14 protein-coding genes are annotated in these 16,396 nt (G+C 46.1%); 5 read left to right on the top strand and 9 right to left on the bottom strand.

The genetic code is table 11. The features are described from left to right. Positions 1-143 precede the first annotated feature (143 nt). The 3 genes from hldE to D5I41_RS09940 form a co-directional block, all read right to left on the bottom strand. The gene (gene hldE / locus D5I41_RS09950; RefSeq protein ID WP_119009663.1) at positions 144-1,574 is read right to left on the bottom strand and encodes a bifunctional D-glycero-beta-D-manno-heptose-7-phosphate kinase/D-glycero-beta-D-manno-heptose 1-phosphate adenylyltransferase HldE; all 1,431 of its coding nucleotides are present in this window, start codon (positions 1,572-1,574) and stop codon (positions 144-146) included. 80 nt (positions 1,575-1,654) lie between these two features. Then, the gene (gene glnE / locus D5I41_RS09945) at positions 1,655-4,519 is read right to left on the bottom strand and encodes a bifunctional [glutamate--ammonia ligase]-adenylyl-L-tyrosine phosphorylase/[glutamate--ammonia-ligase] adenylyltransferase (protein ID WP_119009662.1); all 2,865 of its coding nucleotides are present in this window, start codon (positions 4,517-4,519) and stop codon (positions 1,655-1,657) included. A 122-nt stretch (positions 4,520-4,641) separates the two neighbouring features. Next, entirely contained in the window at positions 4,642-6,159 is a 1,518-nt protein-coding gene (locus D5I41_RS09940; protein ID WP_119009661.1) for a CYTH and CHAD domain-containing protein, read from the bottom strand. A gap of 187 nt (positions 6,160-6,346) precedes the next feature. Between D5I41_RS09940 and D5I41_RS09935 the strand changes: the two genes are divergently transcribed. From D5I41_RS09935 to D5I41_RS09925, 3 genes are all read left to right on the top strand, one after another. After that, entirely contained in the window at positions 6,347-7,027 is a 681-nt protein-coding gene (locus tag D5I41_RS09935; RefSeq protein WP_119009660.1) for a TIGR00153 family protein, read from the top strand. Positions 7,028-7,071: 44 nt separating this feature from the next. After that, positions 7,072-8,337, top strand: coding sequence for an inorganic phosphate transporter (locus D5I41_RS09930; RefSeq protein ID WP_119009659.1), 1,266 nt, complete (start codon positions 7,072-7,074; stop codon positions 8,335-8,337). A 156-nt stretch (positions 8,338-8,493) separates the two neighbouring features. Next, positions 8,494-9,105, top strand: a complete 612-nt coding sequence (locus D5I41_RS09925) for a TIGR04211 family SH3 domain-containing protein (RefSeq protein ID WP_119009658.1) — start codon at positions 8,494-8,496, stop codon at positions 9,103-9,105. A gap of 49 nt (positions 9,106-9,154) precedes the next feature. On the opposite strand, the gene D5I41_RS09920 is transcribed toward D5I41_RS09925, so the two are convergent. Next, entirely contained in the window at positions 9,155-9,979 is an 825-nt protein-coding gene (locus tag D5I41_RS09920; protein WP_119009657.1) for a general secretion pathway protein GspB, read from the bottom strand. Next, positions 9,979-11,610 (bottom strand): ExeA family protein, encoded by a 1,632-nt coding sequence (locus D5I41_RS09915; RefSeq protein WP_119009656.1) that lies wholly within the window; start codon positions 11,608-11,610, stop codon positions 9,979-9,981. Before D5I41_RS09915 ends, D5I41_RS09920 begins: the two co-directional genes overlap by 1 nt. Before the next feature lie 167 nt (positions 11,611-11,777). On the opposite strand from D5I41_RS09915, the gene D5I41_RS09910 reads away from it, so the two are divergent. Continuing rightward, positions 11,778-13,010, top strand: coding sequence for a multifunctional CCA addition/repair protein (locus D5I41_RS09910; RefSeq protein WP_119009655.1), 1,233 nt, complete (start codon positions 11,778-11,780; stop codon positions 13,008-13,010). Between the two features lie 75 nt (positions 13,011-13,085). On the opposite strand, the gene D5I41_RS09905 is transcribed toward D5I41_RS09910, so the two are convergent. The 3 genes from D5I41_RS09905 to folB are packed head-to-tail and all read right to left on the bottom strand — an operon-like array spanning position 13,086 to position 14,751. Continuing rightward, entirely contained in the window at positions 13,086-13,889 is an 804-nt protein-coding gene (locus D5I41_RS09905) for an undecaprenyl-diphosphate phosphatase (protein WP_017026803.1), read from the bottom strand. Beyond that, entirely contained in the window at positions 13,886-14,395 is a 510-nt protein-coding gene (folK, locus tag D5I41_RS09900; RefSeq protein WP_119009654.1) for a 2-amino-4-hydroxy-6-hydroxymethyldihydropteridine diphosphokinase, read from the bottom strand. The genes D5I41_RS09905 and folK overlap by 4 nt, the downstream gene beginning before the upstream one ends. Further along, positions 14,392-14,751 carry a dihydroneopterin aldolase gene (folB, locus tag D5I41_RS09895; protein WP_119009653.1) on the bottom strand — a complete coding sequence of 120 codons (360 nt, stop codon included), beginning with the start codon at positions 14,749-14,751 and terminating at the stop codon, positions 14,392-14,394. Before folB ends, folK begins: the two co-directional genes overlap by 4 nt. Before the next feature lie 172 nt (positions 14,752-14,923). Here folB and plsY point away from each other — a divergent pair, with 172 nt between their 5' ends. Further along, positions 14,924-15,517, top strand: coding sequence for a glycerol-3-phosphate 1-O-acyltransferase PlsY (plsY, locus tag D5I41_RS09890; RefSeq protein WP_119009652.1), 594 nt, complete (start codon positions 14,924-14,926; stop codon positions 15,515-15,517). A gap of 218 nt (positions 15,518-15,735) precedes the next feature. Here plsY and D5I41_RS09885 read toward each other — a convergent pair whose 3' ends face one another. Next, a complete protein-coding gene (locus tag D5I41_RS09885) occupies positions 15,736-16,371 on the bottom strand; it encodes an alternative oxidase (protein ID WP_119009651.1) in 636 nt (211 codons plus the stop codon). Positions 16,372-16,396 lie beyond the last annotated feature (25 nt).

Below are 16,396 nucleotides of genomic sequence, written 5' to 3'. Positions count from 1 at the left end.
CCTTTTGTTTTGTCATTAGAAATGAGTTATACCAAGCGCACTAAATAGCTGGTTATACCAATTACAGTAAGTAAGTGGTCAGAAATAGCGAAGGAAAAACGCTGGATAACGACGCTATTTCTGATTAGCTAGTGTGGTTGGTATTATTCCTTCCCACCCTTAATCGCTTCAATGATTTCCGTTGTTGAACAACCGTCCTCAAAGTTCAACACTTCTACTCGACCACCGGCTTCAATCACTTCTTTACCACCAGCAATCTCTTCCGGCTTATAGTCGCCACCCTTAACTAACAGGTCAGGGAGGATCTCAGAGATTATGCGTTGTGGGGTGTCTTCAGAAAATGGGACCACCCAGTCTACCGCGCCTAAGCCTGCCAATACCGCCATACGGCGATCCGTTGGATTCACAGGTCTAGCAGGGCCTTTCAAGCGTTTAACTGAATCGTCGGTGTTCACCGCGACAATAAGGCGTTCACCAAGCTCAGCAGCATGATTGAGGTATGAAACGTGGCCGGCATGTAAGATATCAAAGCAGCCATTGGTCATCACAACCTTCTCACCCTTGGCTTGTGCTTTTTTCACTGCCTTAATTAGTGCTGCTTCACCAATCACTCCATAGTCAGTATCTTGCGAGCCATGTACAGCCTCTGCAAGCTCGATAGTAGATAGAGTTGAAGTGCCTAGCTTACCGACAACAACACCCGCAGCGGCGTTGGCAAGCGCACAGGCTTCGTCTAAAGGCTTACCTGCCGCTACAGAAGCAGCCAGTACAGAAATTACCGTATCTCCAGCACCAGTAACGTCGTACACCTCTTGCGCTTGGGTTGGAAGATGGAATGGCTTCTCACCGCGGCGCAGTAGCGTCATACCATGCTCACTGCGAGTGACCAGTAGGGCTTGCAGATCGAATTTTTCGATCAACGCTAAGCCTTTTTCAGCCAATTCTTCATCGCCTTTCACTGAGCCGACTACGTGCTCGAATTCAGACATATTAGGAGTCAATAGTGTCGCACCACGGTAGCGCTCAAAATCGGCGCCTTTAGGGTCAACAAATACAGGCACGCCAGCACTGTTTGCTTTCTCTATCATTGCACGTGAATGCTCTAAAGCACCCTTGGCATAATCAGACAAGATCACCGCCTTCACAGTACTTAAGGATAGGTCTATACGGGACAAGATCTGCTGTGAATCGACCTGCTCAAATTTATCTTCAAAGTCTAAACGAATCAGCTGCTGACCACGACTCATCACGCGAAGCTTAGTGATCGTTGGGTAGTCCGGAAGAGAAACAAAGTCACACTGCACTTTAAGCGCATTCAGTTTCTCAGTCAGCACTCGTGCTGGCTCATCAATACCCGTTAAACCTACAAGATGAGTACTTCCTCCTAGTGCTGCAATATTCATTGCAACGTTCGCAGCACCACCCGGTCGCTCTTCATTGTTTTCAACTTTAACCACAGGTACAGGTGCTTCTGGAGAAATACGTCCAGTAGGGCCATACCAATAGCGATCTAGCATGACATCACCAACAATTAGAACGCCCGATGTACTGTAGTCGGGAAGAATAGGCTTCATATAGGCTCCGTTAAGAATTTTTGTTTGCAATTCTAGCATAGCTAAGGATATATCAAAGTGGCGCTAACCATTTGAGCGATTTAACTTTGTTGTGCTTCTTTCATCCATTCACACCACATATCAATCACCCAATGACGCTGTTCAACAAACTTATCTAAAGCGACATCAGCATCAAGATTCAGAAGGTTGCGTCGATGAGTTTCATTACGCATCGACGTATAAGCATCAGTTAAGTACTTAGCTTGCTCAAGTGACAGTATCTCTACATCAACCAAGCTCTCAAGGATTCGAACATTATCAGACCATTTCACCAAACTGGGGTGCAGATGGGAGTAATTGAGCACCCAATATTGCGCCAAAAATTCTATGTCAGTGATCCCTCCAGGATCTTGCTTAAGCATGAATCTATCTTTCTTTTTACCACCTAAGTGATCGCGCATTTTCTCGCGCATTTTGACCACCTCGTCTCGCAACTGACTCTGCTCACGAGCCAAGCAAAGTACTTTATGTCTAACTTTAGCAAAGGAATCGACCAAGATCGCATCACCATAAATAGGACGAGCACGAACAATGGCTTGATGCTCCCAGGTCCACGCCTCTGTAAGTTGATACTCTTCATAAGACTCAATCGGGCTTACCATCAAACCAGATGCCCCTGAAGGCCTTAAACGCGTATCCACTTCATAAAGGATTCCAGAAGCGGTTCGTGTCGAGAACAGGTGGGTAATGCGCTGTGCTAGGCGCAGGTAGAACTGCCTACCATCAATAGATTTCTCTCCATCAGTGTAAGCGGACAGTGGGCAGTCGTGGACAAACACAATATCAAGATCCGAATTGTACCCTAGCTCCCATCCTCCGACTTTTCCGTAGCCAAGTACCGCAAACCCACGGCCATCACGATTTTGTAAGTGATTTGGCTCGCCATATTTTGCCGACATCTGATGCCACGCTTGATTGACAACTTGCTCAACAATAGCCTCGGCTAAATAGGTTAAGTGATCACTCACCTGCATAACCGGTAGCACTCCTGCAATATCCGCAGCGGCGATACGTAAAATGCAGGTTTGCTTAAACTGGCGCAACGCCTCCATTTGTTGCTCCATATCCTCTTCAGGGATACGGGCAAGATAATCTCTTAGTTCTGATTTATAGCTACTTAGATCAACGGGTTTATACAACTGCTGGGGATCTAGCAGTTCATCAAGCAATATAGGATAACGGCCTAATAACTCTGTGATCATTGGGCTTGCGGTACAAAGCCTCACTAACTGGTGGAGGGCGGCTGAGTGCTCATCAAGTAGCTCAAGATAAGTAGTTCTAGTGACGATCTTTGACAGTACCGCCAATACGCGCTCTAGACCAAACTCCCCTTCTGGGTGGTTCAATACCGTATGCAGAAGCTTGGGCATTAGGTGTCCTAGGACTTCTCGTCCTCTAGGGCCTAAGGTCTTTTTACCAAGGTCCGTTTTGAAGTTACACAAGCTAGTAGAAAGCTCAGAAAACTGCTTTTCTTTTACATCGATAGACAGTTCTTGCAGGATACTAATTACCTGCTCCGGCTCTTTCGCTAAACTCCACATTTCCGCGTAAACAGAGTCTACTTCCTGACCCTGCTCTTCTTCGTCGCCAATTAGCGACTCGAATACTTGGTGGACATTTGCCATGTGCGCATTCAATTCGGTCTGCATTTCAAGATAACGACTAAAGCCCATCACAACGGCTAATCGTTCTTGGCTCTCTTCATCATCAGGAAGGGTTTGCGTTTGCTTGTCTTCCATCGCTTGAATAAGGTTCTCAAGGCGACGCAAGAACTTGTAGGCCGACGTCATACCATCGACGTCGCTTGGCTCAAGTAGGTGTTGTACCTTTATCGCTTCCAGGGTTTCAAGTAGTCCTCTACCACGTAGGCTCGGCTCTCGACCTCCTCTAATCAATTGGAAGACCTGAGCAATAAACTCAATTTCACGAATGCCACCAGGCCCTAACTTAATATTGTTGGTGAGGCCACGTCTGCGTACTTCGCTACGAATCATCGCCTTCATGCGGCGCAGTGATTGGATAGCGCTGAAGTCGATATATCGGCGAAACACAAATGGACGCAGCATCTGTCTTAATTCCTGGTACTGGGGATACATCTCCCGACCCATGACCCTAGCTTTGACCATAGCGTAACGCTCCCAATCACGCCCTTGCTCTTGGTAGTAGTCTTCTAAAGCGGCAAAGCTCATCACTAATGGACCACTCTCACCAAAGGGGCGCAGTCGCATATCTACACGATAACAAAAACCATCAATAGTGATTTGATCCAAGGATTTGATCAGGCGTTGCCCTAGGCGAGTAAAGAACTGTGCATTAGCAATTGAGCGCCTCGCTCCTTCAGTTTCTCCATTTTCGGGATAAGTAAAGATAAGGTCGATATCGGAAGAAAAATTTAGCTCTCCTCCTCCGAGCTTACCCATACCGATGATCAGCATAGGTTGCTCAATGCCCTGTGCATTTTTTGGCGTACCCCATAGGCGGGAGCAGTCTGCATAGTGCCAAGCGTAACTCTCGAAGATCATCGCTTCTGCCAACATAGAGACGTGTGAGAGACTTTGCTCAACAGGCCAACTCGCCACAATATCGCGCCAAGCAATAGTGATAAGCTCATGGTTGCGAAAGAATCGAAGCGCCTTCATCACCGCATTTTCATCATGGCACTCAGCCAAGCGTTGCTGAAGATCCTCTCTATAATGATCGCATCGCTCATCACTATCTAACATCTCAGGAAGTTGCTGCAACAAGGATTCATCACACAGCAATCGTTCATAGATAAACGAGCTAAACTCAACCACCCTTTGCAGTTCTTCTAGCCGTTGCGATGGCCATTGTTCGATAACGGAGGGATACTTCTCGCTAAGTTGCTGATACCTATTAATTTCGACTTGATCTGGATGGGAATGCATGAGGGCTCCATTGTTGCGTCCAAGCAATATTAACTAGAGCATAAAAAAGCGCTTACCCTAGAGCAAGCGCTGTGACACTGAAATGTGTTTCAATACATAGGAAACTATGGAATCTATGGAATCTATGACTTCCAGTAAGGCTGAACTTCCATACACATAGCTCTGGTTTGTTCCATGGCATGCAATATAGAGGCTTGCTGTCGCTCTAACCAGCGCTGCAACTGCTCTTGCTCTTCACCTTCAAGCTGACCTACCAACTCACGCACTGGCGCTAGAGTGAGAAGCTCATCTATCCCCTGAGATAGGTCCGCCCACGGCAAGCGAAATGCTTGACGCATTTCCTGATCGTAGAGCGCTGCAAAGCAGATCCCCGAAAACAGGCTTCTATTGAGATGGTAGTGCTCATCGATATAGTCTTCTGGTGTGAGTGTTTGCTCAACTGGGAAAGCACTGACTAATTCAGCCCAGGTGCGATCCAGTTGGTTTTGAGAAAAGCTCACTAGATTGCCAGACATCGCATTGCTCGCCTTCTCATCCAAGAACGGCTGCCAGCCCTTGGTTAATACCCAGCGGCTTAAATCGAGGATAATGCCCGTATAACGAGCCGACTCTAGCAGTTGCAAAACCTCGTCTTCAGATGGCAAGTCATTGCGCATAACTTTTAGTTGCTTAACTAGTGCCTTTTGAGCGTCTAGTTTACGCAGGGCGTGGCCTCTGTCTTCGGTTAAATCATCCAGATAATCTGCTGACTTGATCCAATCTAGCTCTTGCTCTAGCCACTTTAGTTCTTGCCTCAAAATAGCACTAGCGCGTCGTGGAACGATGCCACCAAACACTGCGAGTGTTTGCCTAACAAAACTTAATGAATAGCAGATCTCATGCAAGCAATCCATCGATGGCGATTCCACATAAGCCTGCTCATGATAGAGCCAATGTGCCAGCGCGTATTCCAAGGATTTAATGAAGCAGCTTTCTACATTGTCTTGCTGAGTCACCTCTACCAAGCCCAGAGCCTTGGTCTTACTACCAGTAAACCCTTGTGCGAGACGATAGCCACGAGCTGCCTTGCTGAGGTTGCCAAGACGCATACCACCGTCTTCGCACAGCTGTCTTGCTAACGTAAACAAGGCATCGGTTTGACCTGACTTAAGCTCAAGCTCTACCTCACAGATAGGCGAGCGCTTTTCGCCAGCTACGACGACTCCTTGGTCAAAAGCAACCTCGACTTGGCTTCCATCAGCCATACCCACCAGCCATAGCTCACGGGTAAAATTGGTGGCAAATAAAGGCTGTAGTTGCTCGCCAAGCTCTTGCACGCTGCGACCTTCAGGCCATATTTCTTCTGGATGCAAGGATACGTCAGGGTCATCACTGGTGTGCTCTGCGTTATATTCAGGGCGCTGATGCAAACCAGCCACGACTCGGCCTGAGGTTTTCACTGTTTGCACATAGACATCATCAAAACGGCGGATACGCATACCGATGTCATGCTCACGCAACCAGTTATCTGGGGTATCAAAATAGATATTACCGAGTTCTCGGCTACTATGTTGAAGAATTTTGTTGTGCGGAATTTTCTCTCTCAGAACTTCTGAGAATTGTGGTGAAACAAAAAATTTCAGCTCTATTTCAGTTTCCATAATTCACTCATAATCGACTGTCTATTGCAGATTAAGTCGAAAAGAGTTTATCAGCAAGTGACATTCTCCTGATCTAAATCACGAAAAAAAGCACATTTGTGCACTTTTAAGTCACGGAAACCCTTTTAATACGAAAAAAACCTATTATAGTTACACCCCAGCATGACAATCACATGACAATACAAATATGCCAGTCAATACCATCATGGGTTTATTCGCAAAATCGCCAATAAAACCATTGCAACAACACGGAGCAAAGGTCTACGAGTGTGCTTCACTTTTGCCAGAATTCTTTGCTGCCTCTAATGCCAATGATTGGGAGAAGGCGGCCGATTACCGTCAGCAGATCTCCACATTAGAAAAAGAAGCTGACACCCTCAAACGTCAGATTCGTTTGCACCTACCTACTGGCCTATTCATGGCATTTGATAGGGGTGACCTGTTGGAGTTGTTAACCCAACAAGACAAAGTAGCCAACATTGCTAAAGACATCTGTGGCCGTGTTCTAGGCCGAAATCTACTTATACCTGAAGCTTTGCACCAAGAATTCTTAGTGTACGTAAAACGTTGCTTGGATGCTGTAGGGCAAATGCACAAGGTAATCAATGAGTTAGATGAATTGCTAGAGACAGGCTTCAAGGGACGTGAAGTGGATCTGGTAGAGTCTATGATCGATGAACTCGATCGTATTGAAGACGATACCGATCAAATGCAGATAGATTTGCGCCGAAGCCTCAGAGACATTGAAGATCAGTACAATCCAATTGATGTGATGTTCTTGTACAAAATCCTCGAGTGGGTTGGTGGAATTGCGGACCAAGCACAACGTGTTTGTGCCCGTTTAGAATTGATGATTGCGCGTAGCTAATCATTCTCCACCCCATTTAACTAATTAATATCAAAGGATATTTAATGGATATTCTAGCTAACTACGGCACAATACTTTTGATTGCTGCGGCCGTATTCGGTTTTATGATGGCTATCGGTATCGGTGCCAATGACGTCGCCAACGCAATGGGAACTTCTGTAGGTTCTAAAGCGTTGACAGTAAAACAAGCAATCATTATCGCAATGATTTTCGAATTTGCCGGTGCGTATCTTGCCGGTGGTGAAGTAACTGACACTATTCGAAAGGGCGTTATTGATACGACTCTCTTCGTCGATACTCCTGACTTACTGGTATTTGGTATGATGTCAGCTTTGCTGGCAGCAGGTACTTGGTTATTACTTGCCTCTTATATGGGCTGGCCTGTATCAACCACTCACTCAATCATTGGTGCGATTATTGGTTTCGCTATGATTTCAGTGGGTTCTGAAGCAGTAGACTGGGGATCAGTACAAGGCATAGTGGGTAGTTGGGTTATTACGCCATTTATCTCAGGTTTATTTGCCTACTTTATTTTTATCAGTGCGCAAAAATTCATATTTAACACCGATCAGCCTCTGCAAAACGCTAAGAAGTATGTGCCTGTATACATGTTCTTAACCACCATAGTTATTGCACTAGTTACGATCAAAAAAGGCCTGAAACACGTGGGCTTACACCTATCAAATGGTGAAGCTTGGTTCTGGTCATTTGCGGTATCTTTACTGGTTATGTTCATAGGGTACCTATACATCCAAAAACGCTTCAAGCTTGATCATGACAACCATGAGCACAGTTTTACTGGTGTTGAGAAGGTGTTCAGCACCTTAATGGTAATCACAGCATGTGCGATGGCATTTGCTCACGGTTCAAACGACGTTGCTAATGCGATTGGTCCACTATCTGCTATCGTTTCTACCATTGAAAATATGGGCGAGATTGCCGAAAAGACTAAGATTGCCTGGTGGATTCTACCTCTTGGTGGCATTGGTATCGTGGTTGGTCTTGCGACTATGGGTCACAAGGTAATGTCAACGGTAGGTACAGGTATCACTGAACTTACCCCTAGCCGTGGCTTTGCCGCTCAGCTTGCAACTGCAAGTACTGTAGTGTTGGCTTCAGGTACTGGCTTACCTATTTCAACCACACAAACCTTAGTCGGTGCGGTACTAGGTGTTGGCTTTGCCCGTGGTATCGCAGCACTAAACCTTGGCGTTGTTCGTAACATCGTAGTGTCTTGGGTTGTAACGCTTCCAGCCGGTGCATTACTTGCTATCGTCTTCTACGAAATCATGTTGATGATTTTCGTCTAGGAAAAATGTCAAGTGTCTGTCATATTTTGACAAACTTACGTTAGAGAGGGGGCATTGCCCCCTCTTTTAGTTGCAGGCAACCTCGAATCTACTTACTATTTAGGCATTGACGGAATGCCATTCCTCACCTGAATTTGATTTTCTGAAGGACGCACAGTGAAAAAACTTTTTTTAATCGCTCTTGCTGCTGTGATGACAGCACCAGCGGCGTGGGCTCAGACTCGCTACATCTCTGATAACCTCTTTACCTACATGCACTCGGGCCCGAATGCACAGTACCGAATCATTGGTAGCGTAGATGCGGGTGCAGCAGTCACTCTAGTTCAAACTAATAAGAACAGTGGTTACACTGAAGTCGTTGATCAGCGTGGTCGTAAAGGCTGGGTAGAATCAAAGTACGTAACCAACACGGAAGGCATGGCAACACGTATGCCTCGTCTAGAGAAAGAGCTTGCACAAGTGAAAGCTGAGCTGGCAGGCTTTAACGAACAAGCTGAGCAAGAACAAGAAGGCTTAGTACGCTCTCTAGAAACGCGTAATACGCAGATTTCTGAAATGGAAGTGAACTACAAAAAGGTAAGTGACCAGCTGCTTTCTGCACAAACTGAAGTTCGTGAACTCCGCGCTCGCTTAGACACTCAAAAAGAAGACCTTCTATTGAAGTACTTCATGTACGGTGGCGGTGTAGCAGGCCTAGGCCTACTGTTTGGCCTATTGCTTCCACACGTTATTCCTCGTCGTAAGAAGTCTCCTAACGGCTGGGCATAAACCCAATCAAATAAAAAAAGCTGCCATTGGCAGCTTTTTTTATTTTTGCTTACCCTTGCCAATCGTAAAGGGCAGGGATCTCTATCTTCTCGCCAGAGAATTCAACCACGATATAGCGTGGGGCTATCTCGACTATCTTGATGTCGCCATCAATGGAATCCCCTTCTTGAAGCTCACTGCCATTCACCTTCACCCAACGGTGCTTTGGATTACTGGCGTACATATGAGTTTGCAGGTTCAGCGCAGGTAAGCGTCCTCTAAAGCGCTCACTGTCTTTGTCTAGCTCTACCACTTGAACATTGCTCAGCTCATCTTCATTAATTTCATCCACTTGATAGCTGGATGGATTTTCAAGCACACTGGCGACGCTGCTGGCAAGCTCTGGAGATAAACCAGAAAGGTCTAACTCTGGTAAGCTCCACTCCCCTTCTGTCCTAACAGGCTCTGGTAGAGGCATATTATCAATGGTCATTACGGGCTGAGGCGCCGGGCGAGATGAGGATGCTACTACCTGAGTTTGCTTTTCAATCCTAGGCAAAGGAATAAGCGCAATAGGTGCTTTTGCAGGAAGAAAGGCCACATCCAAGCTAGGCTCGATAACTCGGGTTACCTCACTGCCTATAGGGCGGTCATCACCAATGAAGCGACTAAGAGATGGCGTTAGACTCTCTTCTAACCCTTGAGTCAGTGAAGAGTTTGCTAACATAGCATGCCCCGCGACACCTAAACCTAGCCCGGCAACTATCGCAACCATCAATCGTGCTTTACCTAGACCCGATTGGGTTCTCTGCGTAACGTTAGACATATTCGTTAATGTCGAAGTCTGTTCAAAATGTTTTTGAGATTGCTCAAGAGCCTTCAGTACTTGTGACATCACATTCCCTCCCTGACATCACCCAGTAACCTCGGCGCTTTTTCACTGGTCAATCGATCGAGTTGACGCAAGGTTCGATTTCCTGCAACTCCATCAGCATCAAGTCCCTGCCATGATTGAAATGCAGAAACTCGCTTTTGCATTGCATCGTTGTAGACTGCCGTGTTTAAAGGTTTTGCATTTAACACTTTGGCCAGAAGCTCATCAAGTATCTGAACTTGCTCGCCTGAGCTATTCAATTTTAGGGTTTGCAGTATTTCGCTGTACCACAAATACCTAAACTGCCCTTTCCAGTGCTCATCTAACCACGTGATCGGCAGCTGGACTCGCTCTCCGGCAAGCAACAGTTCCACACTGTCACTATTAATAGTTCTTAATACCGCAAAGTAAGGTAGCTGCTGTTCATATAAGGTCAACACAACCGGCCTGTTGGACGCGACTATTTCTGGAAGATCTGCTGCGCCCTGGAAGCAATGAAATGGTGGCTGTGTACCATACTCACAGTCTGCATCAACAATTGAGGCATTGTACCCCCACAAGCGATACAGGGACTGCATGGCACTCATTGGAGAACGGCTCTGCTCTATCAGTTGAGCAAAGCGTTGCTGTTTTGCATTGGCGACTTGATTTAACTCATCCATTTCGCTTTGCGCTTGCTGAGCCTGCTGCTGCCGCACTTGATGCTCAGTCTGCAAATGCTGCCACTGTTGCCAAGCCGTTAGACCAACATAAGAGCTACCTGCTACTACTAGCGCTAGTAAGGTCGGAGATAGCCAGTTATTGGAACTTGATTTTATAGGCTGCGGTTGATGAAGCGCAGGGGCCTGATAAGCCAACACATCCTCACTCGCTTTTATCGCCACCTTATGGTCAACAGAGCGCTGCTGAGTCAGCATCGCGTAATGTAGGGCTTTATCACAGATTAAATTAATGAGACGGGGAATGCCTTGTGAGTGAGAGGCGATGATTCGAATCGCCTTATCGGAAAATAACGCATCGTTCACGCCGGATATGCGCAGGCGAAACCCGATGTAATCTGCTATTTCTTTCTCGACTAGAGGCAGCAGGTGATAGCGCCCGGTAATACGCTGCGCCAACTGTCTCAGTTCTATGGTCTGCAGTTTATGCTGCAGCTCAGGCTGCCCCACCAGCAATACTTTGAGTAATTTATGGCTGTCCGTTTCTAGGTTCGTCAGCAAACGCAATTGCTCCAGCACTTGCCGAGACAGATGTTGGGCTTCATCAATTAGCACCAAAGTCTGTAAGCCTTTCTGATGATTATCTAAAAGGTAGTGATTGATGATTTGAGAAAGTTGCTTCAGGCTTGTGGGCTGCTCATAAGAAAGCGAGAACTCATCACAAATAGCTTCTAGGAGCTCTATTTCAGAAAAGGTAGGGTTGAGGATTAGACCTGCGACCCAGTTACCCTCAAGGTTGGCTAACATCGCCTTTGATACGGTAGTTTTCCCTGTTCCAACCTCGCCCGTCAGCATAGCAAAACCGCCACCACTATTGAGGCCAATCTGCAGATGAGACAAAGCCTCACGGTGACGTGCACTCAAAAACAGATACTTTGAGCTGGGAACAATTGAAAACGGCTCTTCTACAAAGCCAAAATAATCCTTATACATTCAGAACTTCTATCGACACTTCTTTTTCTACTACGGCCAAGCTACCATTGAAACAAAGAAAGTAAAGTAAACCTTTGTAGGCAAGTGAACCCAATGACGCTGTATTCGGTTCTAGATATACTGTTCACATCATTTGCTCCAACATGCCGTAAAAAGAGGGAAATCAATTGCAAACCTATTTAGTGGGTGGCGCTGTCCGAGATAAGCTACTGAATATCGACAACTACGACCAAGACTGGGTGGTAGTTGGCGCTACACCACAAACGCTGTTGAGTCTCGGCTATCAAGCGGTGGGCAAAGACTTTCCCGTCTTCTTACACCCAAAAACCCATGAAGAGTACGCGCTCGCTAGAACCGAGCGAAAATCAGGTACTGGCTATACGGGGTTTGATTGCCATTTTTCCGAGGACGTCACCCTAGAAGAAGACCTCATTCGCCGTGACCTCACTATCAATGCTATGGCGCAAGATAGCAGTGGAGCGCTCTATGACCCTTATGGCGGACAACAAGATATACAAAACAAACTGCTTCGCCATGTATCTGATGCCTTTGTAGAAGACCCTCTTCGAGTGCTGAGAGTGGCTCGATTTGCCGCAAAGCTGCACCATCTGGGATTTAGCGTTGCTGAGGAAACACAAACGCTCATGCGCGAGATTGTAGAATCTGGAGAACTGGAAACCCTGACCTCAGAGCGGGTATGGCAAGAGTGGCAAAAATCACTGCTGACGCAAGACCCTCAAATATTTGTTCAGGTTCTGCAAGATTGTGGCGCACTAGAGGTGGTCATTCCAGAGTTAAGCCGATTGTTTGGGGTTCCACAAACAGAAAAATGGCACCCTGAGATTGATACGGGCATTCATACCATCATGGTGGCTAAGCGCGCCTCTGAGTTAACCAGCGAGCCAGAGATCCGCTTTGCCGCTCAAATGCATGACCTGGGCAAAGGCGTCACGCCAGAACAGGAGTGGCCAAGCCACAAAATGCATTGCCATACTGGGTTAAAGATCATAGAGAAGCTCTGCAAGCGCCTGCGAGTTCCCAATCAATATAAAGAACTGGCACTGCATGTCTGCAAGCATCACTCCAATATCCATAGAGCTCAAGAGCTCAAGGCCTCAACCCTGCTTCGAGTACTGGATAGCTTTGATGTGTGGCGCAAACCCGCGGTACTCGAGCAAGTATTGATTACCTGCCAAGCAGACTCACAAGGTCGCCTAGGACATGAGTCCACGCCATACCCGCAGAGAGATTACATCAAGGCAGCCTATCAGTCCGCTATATCGGTTAACGTACAGCAAGTAATTCAGGATGGCTTTGCAGGAAAAGAGATTCGAGAGGAGCTAAATAGGCGCAGAGTGAAAGCTATTGATGAGATAAAACAAGGCTGGCTTTGGGATTAAGTCTCTTCTGTCCAACCACAACACACGGATAAAAAAACCCCGCTTCAGCGGGGATTTTCATAGTGCAATCAGAGTCTACTGACTTAGCAGGAATGCAAACAGGCCTGCGCCAAGCAGCAGTCGGTAAATCACAAATGGGGTCATACCCATACGAGAAATCAGCTTCAAGAAATAGTGAATACAGATGTAAGCACTAATAAACGACACCAGAATACCGGTACCCAGTACACCTAAATGCATTGGCTCAGGGCTAAGCGCCAACTTAGTACCAAGGTATCCACCCGCCAATGTGATGATTGGAATAGACATCAAGAAAGAGAAGCGAGCTGCGGCCTCACGAGTAAAGCCAAGGTATAAAGCTGCAGTAATCGTCGCGCCAGAACGTGAGGTGCCCGGGATCATTGCCATCGCCTGCGCGATACCAATCACTAGCGTTTTCTTCCAAGTGGCTTGATATTCATCAATCTCAAAGCTTGATGATTTGTCAGCGTGCCACAGTAAAAGACCAAAGATAATTGTGGTACAAGCAATAACCCAAGCACTGCGCAGGTAAAGCTCAATAAGGTCATTTAGGAATAATCCGGCAAGGCCTGCAGGGATAGTGGCAAGGATGATCATCCATGCGAGCTTAGATTCCTTGTTGTGTTGTTGCTTAAACACCGAGCCAAAGAATGCACGTAACAGAGTGACGACTTCATTTCTAAAGTAAAGAACCACAGCCAACAAGGTACCCACGTGTACCGCTACGTCAAAGGCTAACCCTTGATCTTCCCAGCCTAAAACCGCTGAAGGCAAAATAAGGTGAGCAGAGCTCGAGATTGGTAAAAATTCAGTTAGGCCCTGAATTAAGGCCAGCGCAAAGGCTTCAAAATAACTCATTGATATTCATCACTTAGGTTTAAAGATGTAGCGGTAAGATTAGACATACCGCCTATAGATTTAAATTCTTGTTGCCAAATTTGTCTTACAGAGCGCCCATCACAAGGAACGATCAGGTCGGGGCAAAGCTCATATAGGGGCTGCAGTACAAAATTGAACTTGAAGATATCGCACCTTGGTAGCTGAGGAGACTGTTGTGATGTCTCCTCGCCAAATAAAAGAATATCGATATCAAGCGTACGATCTTGCTTCTTTGCAGCATTTTTAGGTCGGCCATAGGCCACTTCTAAGGCTCGCAAACGACGAGAGAGTTCAGGCAATGCTAGATCAGTATCAATACCGATCACGAAGTTATAAAACTCCGCCCCCTCAAAACCGGCGGCTGGGCATCGGTAAATCGTTGAGACTTGAAGGTTAGCACCTAAACGTTGCAACTCTATGATCGCGGCATGAGCGTGTTTATCACGCTCTATGTTTGTCCCAATACCTAAGTAGGTTTGGGTCACAGCGTGCCTCGCTCAATAACCACACCAACGCTACTCGCCTGTGGAACAGCGCCAGGCTTACGCAGCTTGATTCTCAACCAAGGTACATTAAATTGATTCATGATTAATGCGGCGACTTCTTCTGCAACTCTCTCTACTAATAGAAAGCGACCATTTTGAATATGAGCGAGCACCGCTTGGCTTACCGAAAAGTAATCCAGAGCGTCTTCAACATTATCACTATTACCTGCTGGCTGATTGTTGTGAGCCATCTCTATATCAAGCACTAGCTTCTGCCTGATCTCTTGCTCCCAGTCATACACGCCAATGGTAGTAATTACCTCAAGTTGCTCAATGAAGACTCTGTCCTGATTCATGATTTCGATTCCTTTAGTGCCTCTTTCTGCAACTTATGCAGGTAAACTTAGCGCAATTACAAAGATTGAGGTCGGATAAGCCAAAAGTATAAAAAAACGTAATATACTACATCAAATACCCAACTATCATCCTGAATAAAGCGGTAATCGCTACAAAGTGTAAAGGATCTCTATGTCTGCAACGGTTCTACTCATGATCATCTTGGCCTATCTATTAGGTTCGGTGTCGAGTGCCGTCTTGATTTGTCGAGTATTTAAGCTTCCAGATCCCCGCACTGCTGGCTCTAATAATCCAGGTGCCACCAATGTGTTGAGAATTGGCGGGAAGCTACCTGCCGCATTAGTACTAGTGAGTGACATGGCTAAGGGAACCATACCGGTCTGGTCTGCTTATTACTTGGATATAGAACCCGTTATGCTGGGACTAATCGGTATATTCGCTTGCATTGGCCATATCTACCCCATCTTTTTCCACTTTAAAGGGGGGAAAGGCGTAGCAACCGCTGTTGGCGCTATTGCACCCATCGGCTTTGATTTAACGGGCATGTTAATGGGAACTTGGTTGGTTACCGCTGTTATCTCACGATATTCATCGTTAGCTGCACTTGTGACTGCGCTTGTTGCTCCGTTCTATACTTGGCTTATTAAACCGCAATACACCTTACCTGTAGCTATGCTGTGTTGCCTTATCATCTGGCGCCATCAGGAGAATATTAAGCGCTTGATGGCGGGGAATGAGCCTAAGGTTGGCTCAAAAAAAAAGTAACCATTGAAGCAAAAAACCAGCCCCTTTAGGCTGGTTTTTGATGGGTTATACCAATCACACTAAGTAAGTGATCAGAAATAGCGTAGGAAAAATTCTCGAGGACAAGGCGGAATTTTTCGATAAGTAGTTATTCTACAATCAAAAATTCTAACGCAGTCATCGAGTATTTTAACAAGCTAGGATGACCAGTTATTTAGTACGATTGGTATTAATACTGATTAACTTTGATGAGCAGGCAGCTCTTTAGCTTGATATGAATCGGCAAACTCATGGTTTCTATCTCTGTGTTTTGCTTCATCTTCACGAATCAACAAAATCACGTCTCTTAATCGCGCATCCGCAGTCAAGTTGTAGTACTTGATGGCTATCTCTGGAGCGGCAACGTTTTCGACGGTTCCACTATCAATTTTTTCTAGGTACTCGGTATAGCTTTTACAGGCTTCTTCTTCAAAGTAACCCACAATGCGGTGGGCGATTTTTGATGATAAAAGGTAAAGCACGCCATAAACCACAATGAATGCACCTTGCCCAAGCAACACAAGCAAACGTTCAATCCAGCTTGGTTTGGCAATATCGAGAAATATCATCAAGTGCATACGTTCATTTTCAGCTTCATCCAATAACTCTCGGATCCAGCCCTCATCATCTTTCATGCGACGCAGCGCTTTAAGGTGGTTAAACATACCTGCAACCATTCCTGGTACTGCCGCAATGGTCTCTAGGATAACCGCACGCTTCGCGTATTTGTTGCCATAGAAAATGTTCAGCGTGAACTTTAAGACCTGAGTGATCTTATAAGCAATGTAGTCACTGGCTTTTGTTGCAGCTCGATGAGTGATCTTGAATCCCGTCATATGGTGTTCGCCTTTCTCATAAGTA

It is taken from the genome of Vibrio superstes, assembly GCF_003569005.1.
GTDB classification, from domain to species: Bacteria; Pseudomonadota; Gammaproteobacteria; order Enterobacterales; family Vibrionaceae; genus Vibrio; species Vibrio superstes.
This window is presented reverse-complemented; position numbering and strand designations above follow the sequence as displayed.